The sequence below is a fragment of the Larsenimonas suaedae genome (assembly GCF_023712105.1).
Taxonomy (GTDB): domain Bacteria; phylum Pseudomonadota; class Gammaproteobacteria; order Pseudomonadales; family Halomonadaceae; genus Larsenimonas; species Larsenimonas suaedae.
This window is the reverse complement of record NZ_JAMLJI010000001.1, coordinates 966,962-987,644: the sequence shown is the minus strand read 5'-3', so window position 1 is coordinate 987,644 and position 20,683 is coordinate 966,962. Positions and strand designations below refer to the sequence as shown.

11 protein-coding genes and 3 pseudogenes are annotated in these 20,683 nt (G+C 53.3%); 10 read left to right on the top strand and 4 right to left on the bottom strand.

Annotated elements, in window-relative coordinates:
• The first annotated feature begins 165 nt into the window (after nt 1-165).
• From NAT49_RS04635 to NAT49_RS04615, 6 genes and pseudogenes are all read left to right on the top strand, one after another.
• Nucleotides 166-3,510, top strand: a complete 3,345-nt coding sequence (locus NAT49_RS04635; protein WP_251590973.1) for an STY4851/ECs_5259 family protein — start codon at nt 166-168, stop codon at nt 3,508-3,510.
• The gene (locus NAT49_RS04630) at nt 3,503-9,859 is read left to right on the top strand and encodes a DEAD/DEAH box helicase (RefSeq protein WP_251590971.1); all 6,357 of its coding nucleotides are present in this window, start codon (nt 3,503-3,505) and stop codon (nt 9,857-9,859) included. The genes NAT49_RS04635 and NAT49_RS04630 overlap by 8 nt, the downstream gene beginning before the upstream one ends.
• Nucleotides 9,860-10,307: 448 nt before the next feature.
• Nucleotides 10,308-10,469 (top strand): annotated as a pseudogene (locus NAT49_RS15065) (DUF262 domain-containing protein); the annotation flags it as partial.
• A 187-nt stretch (nt 10,470-10,656) separates the two neighbouring features.
• Nucleotides 10,657-12,177, top strand: a complete 1,521-nt coding sequence (locus NAT49_RS04625) for a DUF262 domain-containing protein (protein WP_251590961.1) — start codon at nt 10,657-10,659, stop codon at nt 12,175-12,177.
• 143 nt (nt 12,178-12,320) lie between these two features.
• Nucleotides 12,321-12,770, top strand: a complete 450-nt coding sequence (locus NAT49_RS04620) for a hypothetical protein (protein ID WP_251590959.1) — start codon at nt 12,321-12,323, stop codon at nt 12,768-12,770.
• A 351-nt stretch (nt 12,771-13,121) separates the two neighbouring features.
• On the top strand, nt 13,122-14,741 hold the full coding sequence (locus tag NAT49_RS04615) for a hypothetical protein (protein ID WP_490710557.1): 1,620 nt from the start codon (nt 13,122-13,124) through the stop codon (nt 14,739-14,741).
• A 257-nt stretch (nt 14,742-14,998) separates the two neighbouring features.
• Here the strand turns inward: NAT49_RS04615 and NAT49_RS15110 are convergent, their stop codons facing one another.
• Entirely contained in the window at nt 14,999-15,148 is a 150-nt protein-coding gene (locus NAT49_RS15110) for a hypothetical protein (RefSeq protein ID WP_490710556.1), read from the bottom strand.
• Between the two features lie 123 nt (nt 15,149-15,271).
• Between NAT49_RS15110 and NAT49_RS04605 the strand changes: the two are divergent.
• The 4 genes and pseudogenes from NAT49_RS04605 to NAT49_RS04590 all read left to right on the top strand — a co-directional run.
• A pseudogene (locus tag NAT49_RS04605) lies at nt 15,272-15,655 on the top strand (SLC13 family permease); the annotation flags it as partial.
• Between the two features lie 258 nt (nt 15,656-15,913).
• A pseudogene (locus NAT49_RS04600) lies at nt 15,914-16,405 on the top strand (DUF4147 domain-containing protein); the annotation flags it as partial.
• Between the two features lie 171 nt (nt 16,406-16,576).
• A complete protein-coding gene (locus NAT49_RS04595) occupies nt 16,577-17,041 on the top strand; it encodes an MOFRL family protein (RefSeq protein WP_309619131.1) in 465 nt (154 codons plus the stop codon).
• Nucleotides 17,042-17,782: 741 nt separating this feature from the next.
• Nucleotides 17,783-18,310, top strand: a complete 528-nt coding sequence (locus NAT49_RS04590) for a hypothetical protein (protein WP_251590950.1) — start codon at nt 17,783-17,785, stop codon at nt 18,308-18,310.
• A 373-nt stretch (nt 18,311-18,683) separates the two neighbouring features.
• On the opposite strand, the gene NAT49_RS04585 is transcribed toward NAT49_RS04590, so the two are convergent.
• The 3 genes from NAT49_RS04585 to NAT49_RS04575 form a co-directional block, all read right to left on the bottom strand.
• Nucleotides 18,684-19,115, bottom strand: a complete 432-nt coding sequence (locus tag NAT49_RS04585; protein WP_251590948.1) for a DUF7282 domain-containing protein — start codon at nt 19,113-19,115, stop codon at nt 18,684-18,686.
• Between the two features lie 121 nt (nt 19,116-19,236).
• Complete coding sequence (locus NAT49_RS04580) at nt 19,237-20,037, bottom strand: anti-sigma factor (protein WP_251590946.1); 801 nt, start codon at nt 20,035-20,037, stop codon at nt 19,237-19,239.
• A complete protein-coding gene (locus NAT49_RS04575; protein ID WP_251590938.1) occupies nt 20,034-20,639 on the bottom strand; it encodes a sigma-70 family RNA polymerase sigma factor in 606 nt (201 codons plus the stop codon). Before NAT49_RS04575 ends, NAT49_RS04580 begins: the two co-directional genes overlap by 4 nt.
• Nucleotides 20,640-20,683 lie beyond the last annotated feature (44 nt).

Here is a 20,683-nt window from a genome sequence, read left to right as displayed (position 1 = left end):
CGCGGCCGCCTGAGCTACCCGAAGTATCGTTATTCTGATCAGCTTGTCGGGCTACTCCACCAGCCCGAGGACCAGCATCGGCCAGACTCAACGTGGCCGACGAAGGGGAACGCATAACAAAACAAGCCGTCGATGCCGGCAGTGGTCAATAGAGGGAAGTTGTTGATGTCTCAGTTTTGTTTTGGATGCGCCGGTTGGCTGCGGGTGTTTCTTCAGCGAAGGGGCCTTGATGCGCCGGACCAGCGTAGCCTTTATGAGTATCACTGCAGCTACGAGGAATATCTTGAGCTTCGGCAGTTGTTAAAAAAATTGGGAAGCTTTGATGCAACCTTGAGCGATCTGGGGGCCAGTGCCTGCCTGGTAATTTACTGTTCCGAATGGTACCGGCGTGAGTACCAACGGCATCATGGATGGAGCTGGTATCCTGTCTGGCAGACGTTGGGGTACCGTCTTTCCCCAGCTGACCTGAGCAAGTCAATTCCTGCCGGACTTGAGCGCTATTGGAAACGCCCGATTCACTTATATGATTCTGATCGGCGGGATTTTTTGGGCACTCTCTTCAGCGAGGGCGGTTTGCCTTTCCAGGCATTACGTGAAGGCGGAAGCCGTTTCCAGATGCTTTTCGATCGCGTACTAAAAAATTACGAGGAAGGCCACCTTATCGGCTACAGCACGGCCCAGCTGATAAAAACACATCTTGAAAAGCTCAACGTTCCAAAGGTGTTTTTTTCACTCAACTCGGTCGAACTGATGGCTCACATGGCGGATCGGCTAGTATCTCTGGTTCGGGACTATGATCTGGCCCAAGTGCAGGAGCCTGTCGCTCGGCTTAATGCTATGAGTCCCCAGTGGCGGGAGCTGTTTCCACTGCCTCTTGATAACGAAACCGGCACTGAGCTGCTCAACGGGTTGCTCAAAACCGCCACGGTGGAAACCAGGAGAAGAAGAAAGTCGTTCGGGGGATGGTCCTGTCATCACATCTGGCACGACACCAATCCTGACGAGCTGAAAGTACATATTTCGATGCCGCCCGAAGTGGTATTCCACCTTTCATCCCAGCCCTCGACCACCCGCTTTGAGCTGGCCATTTTTGAAGAGGATACTGTGCTTGCGGGCTTGGGGCCGGGATATGCCCAGATTGATCAGGGCGTTGCACGCATACGGTTAAGGCTGCGGGAAGTTATCGCGGTGCGGCGTGACTGCTCTGTCCCCTTGAGTCTGGTTGCTATGGCGGGTGGTCTGATTCTGGGTAGCTTGCCTATTGAGGGAAGCGCTGTCGGCCTGGGCGAGGTGCCTGTGGGCTTTGAATGGAACGAGGATCGCTGGAAGCTGTGTGGGCAGGCCTCTTTCAGTACTCCGAGCGAGGAGGTGCTGGTTGTCCTGCCTGTTGATGGTGGCTTGCAAACTATAGATGGAAGCAGCGAAGCGCAGCTGATAGGAGAGCCTACGATCCGTGCCTTGCCAGTACTGAAAGTGCGGGGCAAGGGAGAGTTTCGTGTAACTACTCAAGATGAATCGACGTTTTATCGGTTGCGCACGGGACACGTCTTGGGGGCGAGGCTTGGGGTAACGCTGACAGGGACGGAGTTAGGCTGGTCAACCAGACCGACCAACACATTTACTGGGCTGCCTAGGGTGCAGTGGGCTGGCGCAGCCTCTGAGCTCACTGCTCAGGGCGGGGAGTTATTGGTCGGTGGTTGCCCGGCGGGTGCCGGTGTGCTGCAGGAAAGTTTTGGCGCCCAATATGTATCTGTTCGCAATCGCAGCGGTGACATTTTACTTCGTCAAAAGGTGGGTGTTTTGCCTGCCGACTTCCGGGTTGAACTCAAGGGTGGCGATAGCCCCAAGCACGGCTGTGTTCTGATCTTCACCAAACATCGGTGTATTTTTCAGGTGGCTCAGGAGGCTTTAGGGGTTCGGCAGTTTAAGAAAGATAACCATATCGAGCTTCAGTTGTCGGCTGATGGCTTGCCACCTACAAGGCTCCGTCTGCTTGTTACGCCTAACCTCGGTGCTGATCCTATTGAGCTAGACCTGCCTTTCCCCGGCTCCGGTTGTGTGGCGGTAAACAAGGACAGCACACCTTTGCCTAGGGATATATGCATTGACGACCTATTAGGGGCTCGACTTTATTTGTACCCACGTCCCGGAGTGGCAACTACCTTCAATCTAAATCTCGGGCTGTTGGGTGGAGCAGCACGAAATGCTCATCATCGATGGAGCTATTCGGTTTCAGGTAGGCCGGTCGAAGTAAGGCTGTTCAATATACAGGATCAGATCCTGGACCTGCTTTCTCTTAAGGCCGGGATAGACCAGGTCGTCGATCTGCGTGTGTCTGCTCAAGGGTACGAGACAATCTTCCGAATTCGGAAATATGCATCAGAGCTGTTTTATGATGCTGGTCGACAAGTGTTGGGTTTACATACTTACTTACGATCAGCGGTATGCGAGTTTGAGCCAGCACTTATGTTGCTGCATGAGCCTATGCGAAGCACTATCGATCTTTTGCCACGTACAAGCGAAGGGATTGCTACTGGTGAGTTTGAAGTGCCCACCAGAGTGGAAAAGGATGGGCCATGGCTGATAGTTCCCAAGGCAGGCTCGCCAGCCAGCTTCCGTCCGCTATTTATACCAGGTGGCTGGGAACGGCCGTGTGATGATGGCCTTACACAGACACTGCAGAAAGCAGTCCTTGCCTTCGACCTTGTATCAACAGTTAATTCTTTCACTCCTGTGCTGGATGCCATGGCCACCAATCCCATGCACAGTGGCTGGCAATTCCTGCGTTCTCTCTATGACAGTTACGGTTACTTGCCGCTGGCCACCTTCGAGGTATGGAAGTCGTTGGTGGCGCACCCCAAGGCGTTGGTCATGGCCCTGTTCAAGTTCGAGGCAGATCCCGAGTTCCTTGTTCGTCTGGAAGGTGAGTTTCCCGTTCTTTGGGAGCTACTGCCGATAGAAGACGTACGTAACTCAGTCAGTTGTTTCCGTGATTTCATGTTGGGCAAGGGCGTTTCAGAAGAAGCTCTTCAGGGCATTCTTGGTCGGATGATGGGGCGCATAAGCGACATTTTCACCAGCTATGGCGAAGACGTTCAGCGCTATCTTGCAGGCCGGCCACTCGGGCCAGATGTCCATCTCCCGCAGGAAGCAATCAACTTTGCAGTACAGCGTTGGTATATGGAGTTGATTCGCGGCCGCAGCGAAGCTCAATGGCCAGAGTACGGAGGTAGGGGACTTCAGGCCTGGCACGCTCGTCAGCATGGTTCGGTAATTTGCTTCGACGTAGAGATGGGCTATCGCTACTCCGTAGTGTACTTCCCTGTTTTTGCCGCCGCTGTAGCCAATGGGCAGGCCAAGCTTTCGGATGTGTTTGATGATGTCAGCGAGGCTGTATTTTTTCTCAGACAGGTGCGTGACTTCGATAAGAGCTGGTTTAACGTAATTTACCAGCAAAGCCTGCTGAGGAATGCAATGAATAAGGACAAGGCGATGCCAGATAATGAGTAAATACTTTTCCTCGCTTGTTGAGCAGGTTCTCTCCCGTACTACCGAATCGACGCTTAGCATTTTGAGCATAACTGACCCTGGGTTGCGTCAGCACCTTGGCTATCTTATGCGCTCTGAAAGTGGCAGCGCAGGGTCGTTTCTGGCGCCGCCTCTGTTTGAACAGACCTTCGGCTGGGAAGAGTCTGATAGCACGATGGAGCAGCTGGCTACGCAGGACCGGCTTTTGAGTAGGGAGATAGTCGACTCGCTTGATGATGAGAGCAACGCGCGTTACCGCTTTGGTAGGCACTGGAAGCCCTTTACTCATCAGCTGGCCAGCTGGCGGTCACTGTTGGAGCAGCATCGATCTGTGGTGGTAACCAGTGGCACTGGCTCGGGGAAGACCGAATGCTTTATGGTGCCGGTGCTGGAAGATCTCCACCGTGAGTACCACGATACTGATGCGCAACTAGTGGGAGTGCGAGCGTTGTTTCTGTATCCGCTTAACGCTCTGATCAACTCCCAACGTGAGCGGCTCAATGCTTGGACGCAAGGATTCGGCGCTGGCGTGCGTTATTGTCTCTATAATGGCAACACCGAAGAATTGCAGGCTAAAGTACGGTCGGAGCAGAAGCTGCGGCCCAACGAGATCCTGTCCCGTGAGCTGCTTCGTGAGCAGCCGGCACCAATTCTGGTAACCAACGGCACCATGCTGGAGTACATGATGGTGCGCCAGGTTGACGCGCCTATCATTGAGATATCTCGACAGCAAAAGTCGTTGCGCTGGATTGTGCTGGACGAGGCTCACACCTATGTAGGTTCCCAGGCGGCGGAGCTGGCGCTACAGCTGCGGCGGGTTATGACCGCATTTGGTGTCACTCCGGAGGAAGTGCGTTTTGTGGCAACGTCCGCAACTATAGCCGGAGAAGGTGCACAGGAGCAGCTCAAACAGTTTCTCTCTGATCTGTCAGGCGTGCCGGTCTCCCAGATTGATGTCTGGGGCGGGAAGCGGGTAGTACCGACGCTGGAACCTGCTCGAAGTCAGACAGTGTCACTGGAAGAACTCGAAGCCATGCCGACGGTCAACGAGCAGGAGCCTGATATCCATCCAGCCCGTTTTCAGGCCCTGGTTCATTCGCCACGAGCCCGGATGTTGCGGAATCTGCTGGTGCAATCGCATAAGCCCTTGAAGGTTACCGAGCTGGCTAGCGAGATGGCCCAGTCTGGTGGCTGGCATCTTTCGCAGACTGAAGTCTTGCGATGGCTGGATCTCTGTACCGGGACCAAGCCTAATGCTACAGAGCCTGCGTTTCTGAAACTGCGCGCCCACTTCCTGCAGCGCACCACCCATGGGTTGTGGGCGTGTTTTGATCAGCAGTGTACGGCCAAACTGGATACGACTTTGGGAGAAGAATGGCCCTTTGGTTATGTATATGTGAGCCACCGTCAGACTTGTATATGTGGCAGTCCGGTGTTCGAGCTGGTCTTTTGCAGGGATTGTAATGAACCCCATCTATTGGCCAAAGACAAGAACGGCAAGCTGATTCAATGGGACAGTTCTGTAGGGGATGAGTTCTCGTTACAAGCCGAGGGCTCCTTTGAAGAGAATCCGGGCGATGAGAGGGATGAGGGGCGATCGATCAGTATCCCGCTGGTGCTCGCAGCGCATGAAAAAGACAGGCAGAACTACGTAGCCGAAGAATTTGATAAGTATACAGGGGCATTTACTGCTACCAGCAGTGAGCGCGTCCGCCTACGTCTTAAAGATTCAGAACTGGTTTGCTCGCGTTACTCATGTAGTTACAAGGGCGTTCAGGGAGGCTTACCGTTTCGCCGAGCCATGCTGGGTGGCCCGTTTTATGTCGCCAATGCCGTACCCACAGTTCTTGAATACTGTCAGGACTATCAGGACGAGGAGAAGAAAGGAATCGGCGCCCAATCCTTACCAAGTAGAGGGCGGCGACTCATTACCTTTACCGATAGCCGGCAGGGTACTGCCCGCATGGCGGTACGGATGCAGCAGGAGGCCGAACGCAATCGGCTACGGGGCCTGGTCGTTGAAATTTTGCGCTGGACGCAGAAAAGCCAAATGACGGTTCAGGCAGCGCCTGCCGATATATCTTCCAATAAGCTCTGCGAGTTGATCGCCAAAGCAGAGGAGGAAGCGAACCTCTATCGTAGTCTTGACATGCGTAGTGAGGCCCGACTAGAGGAGGAAAAGGTCGAGCGCTTCAAGTCCATGCTGATAGCTGCTGAAGGCGGTACGGTTCGCCCGGTGCTGGCCAGCCTTTCATGGACTGAACTGGTGGATGAGCTTAAACAACGCTCAGACCTGCAGGCGAACGGCCCCATCATGCTGGCCAACAAGTATCAGCAGCCCGAGATCTTCAAGGAAACGGACGGGCCGCACAAACTGGCAGAGATGTTGCTGTTTCGCGAGTTCATGCGTCGACCCAAACGCCAAAACAGCCTTGAGACGCAGGGGCTAGTCAAGATTGGCTATCAGGGGCTGGATAAGATAAGCAGATCGCCAGCGTTCTGGGAGCAGAAGGGGCTGACCCTGGATGATTGGCGCGACTTTCTCAAGGTGGCCTTGGACTTTTACGTGCGGGAGAACAGCTTTGTTGCTGTATCAGACGAGTGGAAACTGTGGATTGGAAGCCGGTTCTCGGCAAAGACCCTGCGCAATCCAGGCTCCAATGAGGAGGATGAAACACGCGTCAAGCGCTGGCCACAGATACGCAACGACAGGCATTCACAGCGGCTGATTAAGCTGTTGTTACTGGGCAGCGAACTGAATCCCGCCAACCCGGTGGATGTGGATATGGCTAACAGCTGGCTGAAAGAAGCCTGGACGCAACTAACGACCCCAGGCTCCGCTCTCAAGCCAGATGGAAACCGGTTCTACCTGCCGCGTGAGCATATGACCTTTTCCCTGATGGACCGCGCGTATGTCTGCCCAGCCACCAATAAGCTGATCGACACTACTTTCAAGGGTTACACACCCTATCTGCCCGCCAATCTGGACTTCTCTAAATTGACAGAGGAGATGCTTGCCCGTTTTACATCCGAGCAGGTGGAGCTGTCCAAAATATGGGAATTCGATCACCCTCAGGATGATTATGAGCTGGGATTAAGCATCATTAGGGGGCAGGTAGCGGTCGATCCAATCATCAAAGGGTTGCGTGCCAGCAATCTCTGGACCGATATCAACGACAGAGCGATGGAAGGCGGTTTCTATTATCGAACCGCAGAACATTCCGCGCAGCAGTCAGCACAACGCCTAGATTTTTATGAAAATCAGTTCAAGCAGGGGAAAATTAACGTCCTGAATTGTTCCACTACCATGGAAATGGGGGTCGATATTGGCGGTATTTCTGCGGTGGTGATGAATAATGTGCCGCCCCATCCGGCCAACTATCTGCAACGTGCCGGCCGCGCGGGACGAAGCAAGGAATCCAGAGCAATTGCCTACACCCTGTGCAGAAACAACCCGCACGATCAGCAGGTTTTTGGCAACCCGAGCTGGCCTTTCGAAACAAGAATTCCTGCGCCCATAGTGGCTCTCAATTCGGTAAGGCTTGTACAGCGACATGTGAATGCTCTGGTGCTGTCGGACTTTCTCTGCAATGTAGTGGGGCCAACTCAAACTGAGAAGACCAATCTCAATACGCAGTGGTTCTATGATGACACCGCGGATCAGTCTCAGTGTGACAGGCTGCTGGAGCGGCTGGGGCTTGCTGAGATCATGGAGGTTGACGAGGCTATCAGTCAGCTGGTGCGGGGAACGGTTCTGGCCGAAGTCCGTGCGGATCAGTTGCGGCGTAAAGCTGCAGATCAGCTGCGAGCAATGCAGAGCCGTTGGCTATCTACGTTCCACTATTTGATGGCAGAAGAACAAAAGGCTAAACCCGCCAGTCCTTATCTGAAACGACTTCAGTTGGAAAAGGCGCGACACTGCAATGAGTACCTGTTACGTGATCTTTCCGCCAGAACATTTCTGCCTGGCTATGGTTTCCCGACCGATGTGGTCAACTTCGACAACTTCACCATTGAAGACTACTTGCGCATCCAGACCTCGGACAGCAATGAAGGTCGTGACCGGGAAGATAATGTCTCACGCTACAAGGGGCTGCCTTCCCGTAACCTATCGATAGCTATACGTGAATATGCACCGGGGACAGATATTGTTCTTGATGGCCGTGTATTCCGTTCGGCTGGCGTTTCCCTGCATTGGCACAACCTTAATGCAGATATAAATGAAGCACAGAAGATTGATCTTGCTTGGCGCTGTGATATGTGCGGCGAGATGGGATATGAAGAAGGAGTGGTCAAAGGCAATGAGCTGACCTGCACAAACAGTAGTTGTCAGACTCCGATCAAATCGACGAATACCCGTAAGGTACTGCAACCTTCCGGCTTTGTTACAGACGCTTATCAGCCCACCTCAAATGATATTCAGTATCAAAAGTTCATACCCGTTGAGCCTGCCTGGGTATTCGTAAACGCTTCACAGACGCCATTGCCTAACCCGGTACTAGGGTCGATGGCCTATGGGGCTGAGGGAAAAGTTTTTCACCATAGCTCGGGTGAGCATAGAGCGGGTTACGCCTTGTGCATGAGCTGTGGGCGCGCTGAGTCGATGCTCTCTGCGGAGGAATATCCTAAGACCCTTAGCCCGATTGGTGAACATAAGCCACCGCGGCCCACTAAGGAGGACAAGGACCGCAACAACAGAAGGCTACCGTGCCCCGGGGCTGGTGCCATTATTCCTAATGTCAGCCTTGGAGCAATAGCTTATACAGACGTTTTCGAGCTGAGTCTGAGGCATCCTGTACGAGGGGAATACATTGCTGATAGTGAACAGGGACTGACCGTCGCTATGACGCTGGCGGTGGCATTGCGTGCTTCGCTTGCCGAGGTGCTTGGTATAGCTACAGCCGAAATCGGCTACGCCACTCGTCCCAGTCGGTTGGACAACGGGGAGTCCATCCGCTTTATCCAGTTGTTCGATGTAGCCAGCGGTGGAGCCGGCTTCTCGTCCAGCGCTCCGCAACACATCGAGCGCTTGCTAAGCAGTATGGTTACCAAGCTTTATTGCGACCACTGCGACACCGGCTGCAGTGAATGCCTGCTGGATTCCGAGACACGCCATGATCATGACCGGTTGGACCGGCAGGCGGCGCTGGAATGGCTGGGATCGGAATTCGATAATTACGTGGGACTGGCCGAGGGAGATAAACTCTCGCTGGATGACGCCGAGTATATGCCTGGCAGTGTAGAGAGTGCTTTGCGCAGGCTGATCAATGCTGGTGCAGAAAGAATAACACTGTTTACCTCTGCCGATACTGCAGAATGGGATCTGCTCGCACCACAATTCCGGCGGGCAATTCAGAACTACGTACTGACCGACAATGTACTGGTTGATCTGATCATCCCGTCGGGGATTCAGGACCCCGAGCTATTGGAAGATCTCCGGCGCCTGGCAAGCATCGGTGTGGGTATCGGTTATCATCGGTCCAATATCGATGAGCACTTCGTGGCTCAGGTTGCCACCGGGTTAGAGCTGCACACCTTGGCTACCCGTAGCCAGACTGCGAAGGTGCCAGGCCCGGATTGGCATCAAAGTGACGAGCTTGTTGTTCGCTCAAGGATTCAGCCTGCAGTGCCATGGGAGGATGCTGCACCTGCACTTGCACCTGCACCTGCACCTGCACCTGCACCTGCACCTGCACCTGCAGGGTCGGGTGCGAGAGATCTGGCGATTCACAATGAGCTGAATGGTCTCCTCTTGAGTTTTGGTGAACGTTTCTGGCAACTGGTTGCCAAGGAGAGCCCGCAGGTTCAGAAGGTACTGGAAACCAAGAAGCTGAAGAGACTCGGCTACTCAGATCGTTATATCCAAAATCCAGCTGCTATAGCGATTCTAGGATCGCTTTTCCTTAGCCTGAAGCGGAATACGCAACCGGACACTGAAGTTCACGTGAAAACATTGTTCAAGGCTAATCATTTCCAGAAGCCGAAGGCTTTTAATGATTGGAGCTGCCAAGAAGACTTCCAGTTCTTTGCCGAGAAATGGTTATCAGCCATGGTGGGTAAGCAAGTTGAACTCACCGTTGAAACCTCTAATCGAGACATCGCTCATCACCGAAAACTTGAACTCGAATTCGAGGATGGTAGCCGGCTGAAAGTTCGCTTTGACCAAGGAGTAGGGTATTGGCGACTACGCTTCAAGTCTGCCAGAGATAGTTGGTTTGACTTCAGCCTTCCTAGAAGTAAACAAGTCTTGCAGATGGGGAGAGCTGTGGAGGGAGCAGAGATCTTCAATTCGGAGCAGAAATGGGCAACAGATGTGCTGATTGAAGTGTAGAAGGGATTATTAAAGGAATCTCATAAGAGAAAGCAGAGGTCGCGTTACAGAGCGTGGTCCGTAGGGGCGTAGCCCTGAAATGCCCGACGGTTTCTTGATATTGAAAAACTCCCTAGCACATATGCGGAGGTTCGGTCGATCTATACGCTCATGAGCGATCGCTTCCGACAGCTGCTGGAGCGCAGTGTGCTGGCCGAGGGGGGATGAGCACTAGACTTTCACTCAAGGCTCTCTATTCGACTGTCTATTGATGATAGCCGGCGTGCTGTAGGTGGAACTTCTAACGGCCGCAGGCTTGGAAAGAGCGCGACTGGGTCCCGCTAAAGAAGCTCCAAAATGCACGAAAGGGAAGCGGTCCCAGAAGTCTGGCTGCCTTCTCTGCCAGCGCTGAGCTGGTTTGAGTGCTTAATTTATATAGTGGTCATGGCCTCCACGCAGAGGGCTAGAAGTGAATAAGAAAGAATTCAAAGATCTAATTCGTGAGCATTTGTACCGCATTCCCGACTATCAACGCGGCTATGCGTGGCGTGAAAAACAGTGGAATGACTTCATTGAGGATATTGACGCAATTGCCGAGGAGGAGGAGCAGGTTTCCGGTCACTCTATACCGGTACCATCGTTGTGTTCGGGGAGAAGCACGCTCCGAAGCAGGAGTATGGCACGCTCGAGCTGGATATTCTCGATGTGGTGGATGGGCAGCGACAGCCTGCCTGTATCTGTCAGTCATCATTCAGGCCCTGTTGAAGCAAGGAGAAGAAGCGTACGAGCGAGCACGCGACGACTACCTGTACTCTGGCATGACGAGCCGATTAACTCTAGGCAACGACACCAACAACATCTTTTTAGATCTGCTGCAAACCGGCCGGGCCAATACTGCGCCCCGTTCGCCGCACGAAAGTCGGCTCATGTGTGCCTGTAACCACTTCCAAGCTCATATCGATGCAAAGCAACGGGAAGGACGGGGGACCGACTACCTGAAAAGGCTCTTTCGGACCATTACCCAGAAGCTACATTTCACCTTCTATCGCATCGAGGAAGCGCATGAAGTCGGCATGACGTTTGAGTTGATGAATTCTCGAGGCAAGGAGTTGTCCGCACTCGAGCTCCTAAAGAATTACCTGATGTACTGGGTATCGCGAAACGTGGCGACAGAGTGGGAGCGGCGTGACATCACGGCTCGGATCAATAAAGCGTGGAAGAACGTATATACCAATTTAGCTGCATGGGATGGTGATGCGCACGAGAATCAGTGCCTGCGGGTTGCATGGACTCTCTACTGCGCGCATACGCCCAAGTATTGGAAGGGGTACGAAGGGTTCAAGTCGGATGAATACCTTCCGCTGCGTAATTTCTCGGGAGCCCGTACCAAGGAAGCTACAAAAGGATTTTTGATCCGCTTTGTCGATGGGCTGGCGGAGGTTTCCGGCTTATATGCCTCAGTTATGCTGCCTTCCGCCGACTCGCGCCTGCCCAAGCAAGCAGCGCATTGGTTCACAAAGCTGCACCGGACCAAAAACCTTGCGAACTTCCTGCCGCTGATGGTTGCCGCACGACGAGCCTTCCATGTTGGAGAAGTGACGGAAAGCGACTATGTTGCGCATCTTGAGGCACTTGAGTGCTACGCGTACCGTGTTTTTCTATATGAAGAGAAGCGTAGCAATGCGGGAAAGTCGATGTTTTATCGTCTCGGTAACGAGGTCTTTAAAGGTAACCAGACGTTAGAGTCGGCAACAGTGGCGGTCCATGCGCTGATCAGGTACTACTCGCCCGAGAAGTCTTTCCAAGCAACGCTACAGTTGCCAGACGATTGGTATTACAGTCGCCACTGTCTCAAGTACACGCTGTACGAGTACGAGCTTCATCTACTTTCGACCGAAGGGCAAGGGAGGGCGCCCAAACTGGCTTGGTCCGATCTGGTTGATTCCACCATCGAGCACATATTGCCGCAACAGCCGAAGGAGAGCTCAAGATGGCTCAAAGATTGGAACCCCGGGCAGATCGAGCACTGCCTGCATAATATTGGTAATTTGGTCTTAACGCAGAACAATTCCGCTTACAGTAACTTTGAATTTGTCCGTAAGCGGGGGATGGTCGGTGAGAGTCCGAGCTACGCAAACTCAGATATTCGGCAGGAGAGGCGCGTAGCCCGCTTTAACGTGTGGACGTACGACGAGTTCGCTCAGCGGCGCGTCGAGATAGCGACTTGGATAGGCGAGCGCTGGAGTTCTCAGGAGGCTAAGGTGGTGGACGCGTCCGAAGTCGATGAGGATTCAGATGCCGATGAGTATGCAGAGGCACTCGTGGAAGGCGTGTCATGACCTTCACACGTCATCAAAAAAAACACGCATAGTTAGCTTGTACTGTGTATCTGGTGCAGGTTAAAGCATAGCCAAACTCGGCCGATAGGATTTTGTACTGCAGCCTGCGATTGGTGGGCTGCAACTTGTTTAAAAGGTGTTCCGTGCCGCGCTCGCTTTCAGAATCCAAAATTATTAGAGATCTTGCTGATGATCTTCGTGGGCATTTGGTCAGGAAGGCTATACGAGCGCTCCAGGTAATGCCGGTCAACGGCCTTCTCTCGGGAGATGATTCGGGCTTAGCGAACGTTTGGGATGAAATCTGCGTGCAGCTTCAGATCGAGCAATCCCTCTACTGGAGTGCCTATGAGCAGGTGATATATGCCTTTGTAGTGGCCTACGTCGACGAGTTGCAGCTTCACGAGTTGGAAGCGATCTGGCTAATCACTGAGCAGGGCGAGGACTGGGACTGCGAACTCGAGAAGGAGCGAGAACCCGATCCGGTCCTGAAGGATGACGTGGTGGAATATGTAGTGGGGTGCGTTTACCAAGCCGCATTAGACTGGACCAATGAGCGTATTCGCCGTTTTCTCGACCTGCAGTATATGGACTAAGGGAGAAACCGTTGAGCAGCAGCGTTGGTAAACGTGAGATATGTGTACAGTGATCGGAGATGGCGACAATAATAGTTCATTGATGTGAAAATCGTTTTTCTCTAACGTCTTCTAATCTGCATGTTTAGCAATGAACATGCTGCCTCGGCTTCTATCCTTTTATTTGACCTTCATGAAATACCTATCCGGTTAGAGGATATGGCGAACACCATCAATTTTGTTGATAACACACTGATAAAAAGCTCAATTTTTGCATATTGAAGCCGATAATTAATTTTATTGGGCCATGCTGTGGCATTGACTGCGGAAAATTCCATAGAAAATTCAAAAAGGGAAACGTCATTGTTCAATATGTTTGATAAGAAATCTATTTCTGATCTTATGGATTCCACAAAGGGGCAGATCGCCGAGGCTACTAATTTTACTCAGCGTTTGTTCGAGAAAGAAAAAGAAAGCCGTAATGAAATACCCGATATTGTTTTAGGTGCAGCATTAGCAGATGCATTACGCCACAGTACATTTGAATATGTGGGAACGGCAGGAGGCGTAAATAGTAATGCCCAGATTGTGAGCGATCAGCTTATTTTCAATGCTCGTAATGGGCACGGTTTTGCTGCAGAAAAAATCAACCATCTTTATGACCGTATAAGGTTAAAAGATGCAAGTATTGTAGGGGGTGATAACGCTAAAAATGGTGCTGATCGTCTGGTTGATGGCCAGCATATTCAAACCAAGTTTTATCAGACTGGCAAGGGTTGTATTGATGCCTGCTTCAAAGACGGCACTTTCAGATATATGCAGGATCAAAAGCCCATGCGTATCGAAGTGCCCTCAGATAAATATGATGCTGCCATTAGTGAAATGCAGCGACGCATACAACGGGGTGAAGTACAAGGAGTTAGCGACCCTGCACAAGCAGAAAACCTGATTATCAAAAGCCGCTTTACTTATAGACAGGCTCAGAATGTAGCCAAATTCGGTAATATCGATAGTCTGAAATTTGATGCGATCAATGGGCTTCGAGTGGCCGGCACTGCAATGGGAATCAGCGGTATTATTACTTTTGCAGTCTGCATCTGGAACGACATGACACCCGGTCAAGCACTGCAAGAAAGTTGTAAAACGGGCATCAGAGTCGGAGGTATTGCTTGGGCAAGCAGTGTTATCACCTCCCAGCTCGGACGTACCGGCATTGACAAGGCGTTAAAACCGGCCTCTGACTGGCTGGTCAAAAAAATTGGGCTTAATGGTGCCAAGGCCATGACCGGCGGTGGTGGCAAAGCTCTAAATTCTGCGTCGAAGCTTATTCGTTCTTCCGTTATCGCCAGCGCTGTTACCACAACGGTGATGTCAGTGCCTGATTTCATTGACGTCTTCAAAAATCGGATTTCGTGGCAGCAGCTCACCAAGAATGTTTCAAAAACAGGAGCAGGTGTTTTTGGCGGTGCAGGCGGGTATCTCGGAGGCGTTGCGCTAGCCGGTATCGTATTACCGGGTGCCGGTACGGTAATTGTAATGGGTACCGCGCTGGCAGGTTCTCTGGTGGCAGGTTATGGAGCATCGAAGGTCACCAGTTATGGCATGGATCTGCTTATCGAAGACGACGGGAAGAAGATGCTGGCGATCATGCAGGAAATATTTGCATCTCTTGCCAGTGCTCACCTGCTGACACAGAAGGAGGCCGATGAAGTTGTTCGTATCCTTCAGGAGGGCAACGATACCGATGATCAGGCCGAAACAGTTGTCCCCTTGGCCCATAGGCTTAAGGAAATGCATGCCGCTCAAAATCGGCGCGTGTTTGCCTACAAAATGGTTAACCCCATTGTCTTGGGTGTTGTCAAAAAACGCTGCCAGGTTGCTTTACCTTCAGATATTGACGTTGCTGCTAATACAGCCGATATCGTTACGACAGCTACGGAGTCGGGCCTGTCCCCGAACGATGTCGGATACGATGGCAAAAAAACCGCCTGATCGTTCGCCTACGATCAGATTCTGTTCGAAAAGTCAGCTTTCACGCATCGCTCGATGCACAGACCAGTCTCACCATGGCCCTGAAACTGCTGGCCGGCTTTTCACTCAGCCAGTCAAATAGGCGCTCCACCATGTTGCGCTGAATATACTTCGGTCAATTATATTGATGTGGCAGGTCCTGCCGTGAGCGCCGATGTATAAAGCGCCTGCTCGATGGTGAACTGCGAAAGGGTAACTCGGAAACTGGTGCTAGTCTTCTAAGCCGCGACGGCGTTGGCATCGAGCACCTTGCGCAGCGCCTCGGTGTCGTCGCTGCCGGCCTTCAACGCGGCAATTTTCTGGTTGATCTGTTCGTCGATGGCGTCATTCGCCAGACCGGGCGCGGCAATCAGTTTTTCGCGATCCACGGTGGTCTCCTTTGGGGGTGTCGCTTCAGAGGCACCGCGCCTGGCCCTGGCAGCGGCGATGTCGGTCACGGCGGTGTTGATCGCCGGCGTATTGGTGAGCGCGATATATAAAAGACCGGGCTTAGCAGTATGTTGGCCGAGAGCGTGGTCGATTTTCTCGGCTCAGCGCCGTCGCCAAGGCTTTTATTGAGCGTACTGTTCGTGATCTCGGCGGGGCTTTCCCAGTTCATGTCCAACACGGCAACCACGGCACTTCTTGCTCCGAGCGGTGGCGCGATTGCAATTGGTATCGATGCCGATCCAAGTGCTGTGCTGATGGCGATTTGTATCGGCGGCTCGTGTGCGTTTGCCACACCGCTCGGTATGCCCGCCAATACCATGGTGCTGGGTGTAGGTGGCTATCGGTTCAATGACTACGTCAAGGCGGGGCTGCCGCGGGTGGTAGTTGGTTATCTGGTGTGTGTCATTCTGCTCCCGATGATCTGGCCGTTCTTTCCCGAGGGGTAATCAACCGATCCGGTTTGCAAGCCGAATCGTGATTCTGTCTCCAACCGAGCGCCTGGCTACGGCGCTCATTCTAATGGCGAAAACTCATCAGTGACTTTTCTTCATTGATGAGTTCTGAAGAGATACGTAACTGGCTTTTGGAACTTTCACGTTATGCCGTGGATGTAGTACATCCCGCTCGGCTGACGGCACAATGGCTGCCGGAGGCTCCCCCTGGGAAAAACCGTAGTTATCGGCGGCGGCGAGGCCGCCACCGCCATGGGAAGCGCACTCGAGAATGCATGGCTTGAACGTTATCCCGAATGCTTACTATCAGGCGTGGTAGTAACGCGTCACGGTCATGCCGAATCGTGTCGGTATATTGATGTGCTCGAAGCCTCTCATCCAATGCCGGACGATCAGGGAGCGTGAGCCGCTCAGAGGATGCTCGACGTCGTTACACCACTTGGTGAGAACGATCTGGTGATTACGCTGATTTCCGGCGGTGGCTCTTCACTGATGTCGCTGCCCGGCGGCACACTCACGCTCGATCAGAAGCGCGAAATCAACAAGTCGCTGTTGCGAAGCGGAGCGCCGATTCACGAGATTAACACCGTCAGGCGTCATCTTTCGGCTATCAAGAGTGGCAGGCTTGCTGCAGCGGCACATCCGGCGCGGGTCATCACCTATCTGATTTCGGATGTGCCAGGCGATGATCCTTGTCTTGTCGCCTCAGGCCCAACGTTACCTGATAACTCGACTCCTGCTCAGGCGCTGGAGATCCTTGAAACTCGCGATATAGAGATTGCGCCCGGGATTCGGCAGCATTTAACGATCGAAACAAGCGTGCCGAAACCGAGTGGTGTCGAGTTCGAGCGCGATGAGTCATTTGTGCTCGCCAAAGCGGCCGATGCGCTCGAGGCGGCACAACAGTGCGCCCATATGCTCGGGATAGATGGGCGCGTACTGGGTGACGATCTCGAAGGCGAAGCCCGCGATCTGGGGCGTGGGCATGCAAAGATGGCCCCCGACCTACAGAACGGCCTCAAGCATCCGCTCTTGTTGCTTTCAAGCGGCGAAACCAGTGTCACAGTCAAGAGCCAAGGTCGCGGTGGGCGCAACGTTGAGTATCTACTGGGGCTTTTTCAGGCGCTCAAGGGCGCAAGCGGCATTCATGCACTCGCCATCGACACCGATGGCATCGACGGTTCCGAGGACAACGCTGGCGCGATTATTTCACCGTCGTGCTGGGGACGGGCAAACGAGATTAGCCTCTCAATCGAAGTGGCGCTCGATAACAATGACGCTTACAGCTTTTTCGAAGCGCTTGATGATTTAATTTTGACCGGACCGACTCGTACCAACGTTAACGATTTTCGCGCCATACTCGTACTGCCGGCACGTTGATATTCACATAAGCATCAAACCGGGCGAGTGTTGGCAAAGCTCTTCCTGTTTGATCTTGTTTCAAGCGGCAGGCTTTAGCTTTATACAAAGCTGGTTGCGGTTTGGTTGCTGATTGATCGCAGCCAATGCTCATCATGTAAAGCATGGAATTCCTCAAGTAACTGAAAAACATAGTAAACCGCATTGCAGGCGCGGTCCGATTTTGCTTTTCGTTGCACTCATAATCCCTTGGTCGTAGGTTCAAGTCCTACTGGGCCCACCATTCGAATCAGTTACTTATCTAGTTCTTGCCCCTATTTCGACCTTCATTTTCTGACTTGGTTGCGGTTTGATCGCAACGGATCTCGGAAAAGCTTGTAACGCCCCCCTGATTTCATCCGGTCGTTGATCAAACATGTACGAATAAAGGTGTGCGCTCGAGAACGGGAACGCCCCATAGTCATGTTCTTTCCCGCTTGGGCAGGCATGCTGGCGTAGCAGTGTCTTGAATGAGCATGGCGCTTACTTATTGGAGAGCGCTCCCTAATTTTTAGCCTGGCGGTGTCTGTTCTGGCGTATAAGTTGAGGTCGATGGAGCAGGTCATAGCACTCTGTAGCGATGAAAGCGGTAAATAAGGGCTCGTAGTTCGGTGTTTTTGTTGCTTAGAGTAACATAATGCAATACACTATGAGTTTATTCTAATTTAATGGGGCTCATTGCATCCTTTTAGGCGTAGGCAAACGACACGCAGGGGGTGCACGATGAATTGGTCCGATATAGGCAGCATCGTAAGCAAAACTGCTCCAGCGTTAGGCATAGCGCTTGGCGGTCCCATGGGCGGCGCGATCGGTACAGCGCTTGCGTCACTTCTGGGGGCTGACCCGACCCCGGAATCAGTAAAAGCGGCCATCGAACAAGATCCGGAATGGGCACTAAGAGCCAAGGAGCTCGAAGCCGACCTTCAAAAACACACATTGGCGGATAAAGCCGATGCCCGCGCGATGCAGGTGGCGGAGCTTCAGCAGGAGGATACGCTTAGTAAGCAGTTTATCTACTGGTTCGCGTCCGTCTGGTCGGTGTTCACCATGTTCTATGTATCAATGATCTCTTTCATGGGCGTCGACGAAAGCAGCCAGCGTTTCGCCGATACGGTGCTTGGCTTCATGCTCGGCACCTTGATTGCCGCCATGATCCAGTTCTTTTTCGGCTCTTCTCGCCGTGATCAGGAGCGTGAAAAGTTCGAGTCCGTCGCCAGAACCTTCAAGGACATTTCCGACTACGACAAATGATCCAACCCAGCACCTAGGCACAAGCCCGCCCCGAGCGGGCTTTTTGATGCCGCCATAGTGTTAAACATTGATTTTGTACGTGTCATTTTCTGGCCGAATGCAGCGGAAATGCCTGCGTTTTATTCTGGGTTTGGTGGGGGCAAGAGTAGGTGCAGTTCGTTTGGAATGGGTTTGATGTCGTTTCCAATTAAGTGACTTTTATTTCTCTCACGGCTCTGGCATTTTCAGTTGATTTGACTGTCGCTTTCTCTCATTCATGAGGGTTAGCCAGTTCGAGCATTTCAAGGAAGGTATCGTGAAGTATCTTTGCGGGTAGCTGGAATGATACGGGGCCGCTTGGCGGCCCCGTCATCAAGCGCGAGCGCTTTGGACGTTACTCGGCGGTAATGACTTTCTGCACCAATTTGCCATCCATCTTGATCGGGCCGTCTTCTTTCGCGCCCAGGGTGTACTCGAAGACGCCGGTTTTCATGCCGCCTTCTTCGCTATGCACCATCAGCATTAGGTGATCGCCGGGTTTGACGTCTTCGGTCAGAATTGCGGCAACGTCTTTGTTCTTACCCTTCTTGAGCGGTGCATGGCCGACCACGGGGCCTGGTTTCATGTCTTCGTTGGTGCGATGCACGACCAGCCAGCCGTTTTCATCAGCCATCACTTTCTTTGCCGTCACGGTGCCGCTTGAAACGGACTGATCATCGGCCCAAACACCGGGGTGCATGTCTTTATGGTCGCCTGCCTGTGCAAGGCTGGTCGCGGCGATCAGAGAAACGGATACACATGCACTTGCCATCAGCTTGTTCATCATCTTTCGCTCCTTGGTCCATCATTTTTTATCGTGTCATTCCTCATTCAAGCCTTATGACTCAAGTGAGGATGTTGATAGATACGTAAGAGGGGGGCGTCGGGTTTCAGGCCGATTGAAAAAATTATAGGTGTTGGCCTTCCGGCTGGCCGGTCGGGTAGAGAACGCCGTGAATGGCCGGGCCTGTAGGTTGGCCAGTGGGGGAGCCGCCGCTGGGTTCGATGCTGATCCCGAAGGTTGCTCGCTTGAGCAGTGCCGGGTCGTACTCACTCATCGTGCGGATATCCAGACTCAGGTCGTCGTTGAGCACGCCCAGCGAACGGGGCGTGGGCCCGAGTGCGTCATCCTTGATCCACAGCTGGTAGGACTTTCCCGCTACCGGCTCGGCGGAGACCGGCCGCACGTGTAGCTGTCTGTTGGAAAGGTCGACGGATAGCATGAACGCAGGCTGGCGGTCATCTTGCTGGAATACCGCAACAAACGAGGGGTCGCTGGGTGCGTTGCCCAGTGGGCTTGCAAGGATCAAGGCCAAAACCAGGGCAGCGGCACAGGCCAGGCCGGTACTCCACTGCCAGCGGACAAGCCGGCGACGAAGCGCCTCGATCTGGGAGTCGGGCGGCGGGTGTAATTCTGGCTGTCGTGGCTGCGTTGAGCAGTGAATCGGTGAGTGTTCTGTCTGCTGCCGTGCGGCCTCGGCTTCGAGCGCATCGATACGCTGGTCGATCCCTGTTCGAAGCTCGGGCCTCGGTGAAACCGGCAGAGCCTCCTCGCTCAGGGGGGCGAGGCGCGCCTCCCAGGCAAGAATCAGCGCGTCCAGATCAGGTTCTTGCAGACGCCGCCTGGCGATGTCTGCCCGGTCATCCGCATCCAGGGTGCCCAGTACGTACTCGGCGGCCAGCATGTTAAGCGTGTCGTTTTCAGTCACGATGCCAAACACCCCTTTAACTGCTTAAGTGCACGGTGCAACCATGTCTTGACGGTATTTACCGGCTGGTCGAAATGGGTGGCCAAATCCGCCCGGGACCAGCCTTCCAGATACGCGAGGCGGATCATGTCCTGTCGATTCTCCTCAAGCGTGTTGAGACACTGATGCAGGCGTCGGGCGTTTTGTTCCTGATGAAGCACTTCCTGCGCAGAAAGGCCTTCGTCAGGTGCGTGTTCCAGAATGTCCTCGGATTCCCGCACGCCCCTGGGTTGGCGCCGTAATTCGTCGATGGCCAGGTGGCGGGCAATGGCCACCATCCAGGTGATGGGCGACGCGCGCGTTGTGTCGAAGACCGCAGCCTGCTGCCAGATTTTTACGTAGGCTTCCTGCAGCACATCATCGGCGCTGCCTCTGTCCTGCAAGATACGCAGCACCGTGCCGTAAAGTTTCGCCGAGGTGGCGTCATAGAGGCAAGCAAAGGCCTGGCGATCCTTCTTTGCCACGCGATCAAGAAGATCACAGATATGAGCAATGCCTGCAGATGAGGCAGGTGTCGAAGGCGCTACAGTGGGGGTCGAAGACGGCCGTGAGGCATCGGGCATACGGGAGTCTCTTGTCGGGGGGGCAACGAGCCATTCACGACGAC

Coding starts and splice junctions, on each gene's coding strand:
- NAT49_RS04595 (WP_309619131.1), top strand. CDS start 16,577: ATGCTCGGGATAGATGGGCGCGTACTGGGTGACGATCTCGAAGGCGAA.
- NAT49_RS04625 (WP_251590961.1), top strand. CDS start 10,657: ATGACGAGCCGATTAACTCTAGGCAACGACACCAACAACATCTTTTTA.
- NAT49_RS04630 (WP_251590971.1), top strand. CDS start 3,503: ATGAGTAAATACTTTTCCTCGCTTGTTGAGCAGGTTCTCTCCCGTACT.
- NAT49_RS04585 (WP_251590948.1), bottom strand. CDS start 19,115: ATGATGAACAAGCTGATGGCAAGTGCATGTGTATCCGTTTCTCTGATC.
- NAT49_RS04635 (WP_251590973.1), top strand. CDS start 166: ATGTCTCAGTTTTGTTTTGGATGCGCCGGTTGGCTGCGGGTGTTTCTT.
- NAT49_RS04615 (WP_490710557.1), top strand. CDS start 13,122: ATGTTTGATAAGAAATCTATTTCTGATCTTATGGATTCCACAAAGGGG.
- NAT49_RS04575 (WP_251590938.1), bottom strand. CDS start 20,639: ATGCCCGATGCCTCACGGCCGTCTTCGACCCCCACTGTAGCGCCTTCG.
- NAT49_RS04590 (WP_251590950.1), top strand. CDS start 17,783: ATGAATTGGTCCGATATAGGCAGCATCGTAAGCAAAACTGCTCCAGCG.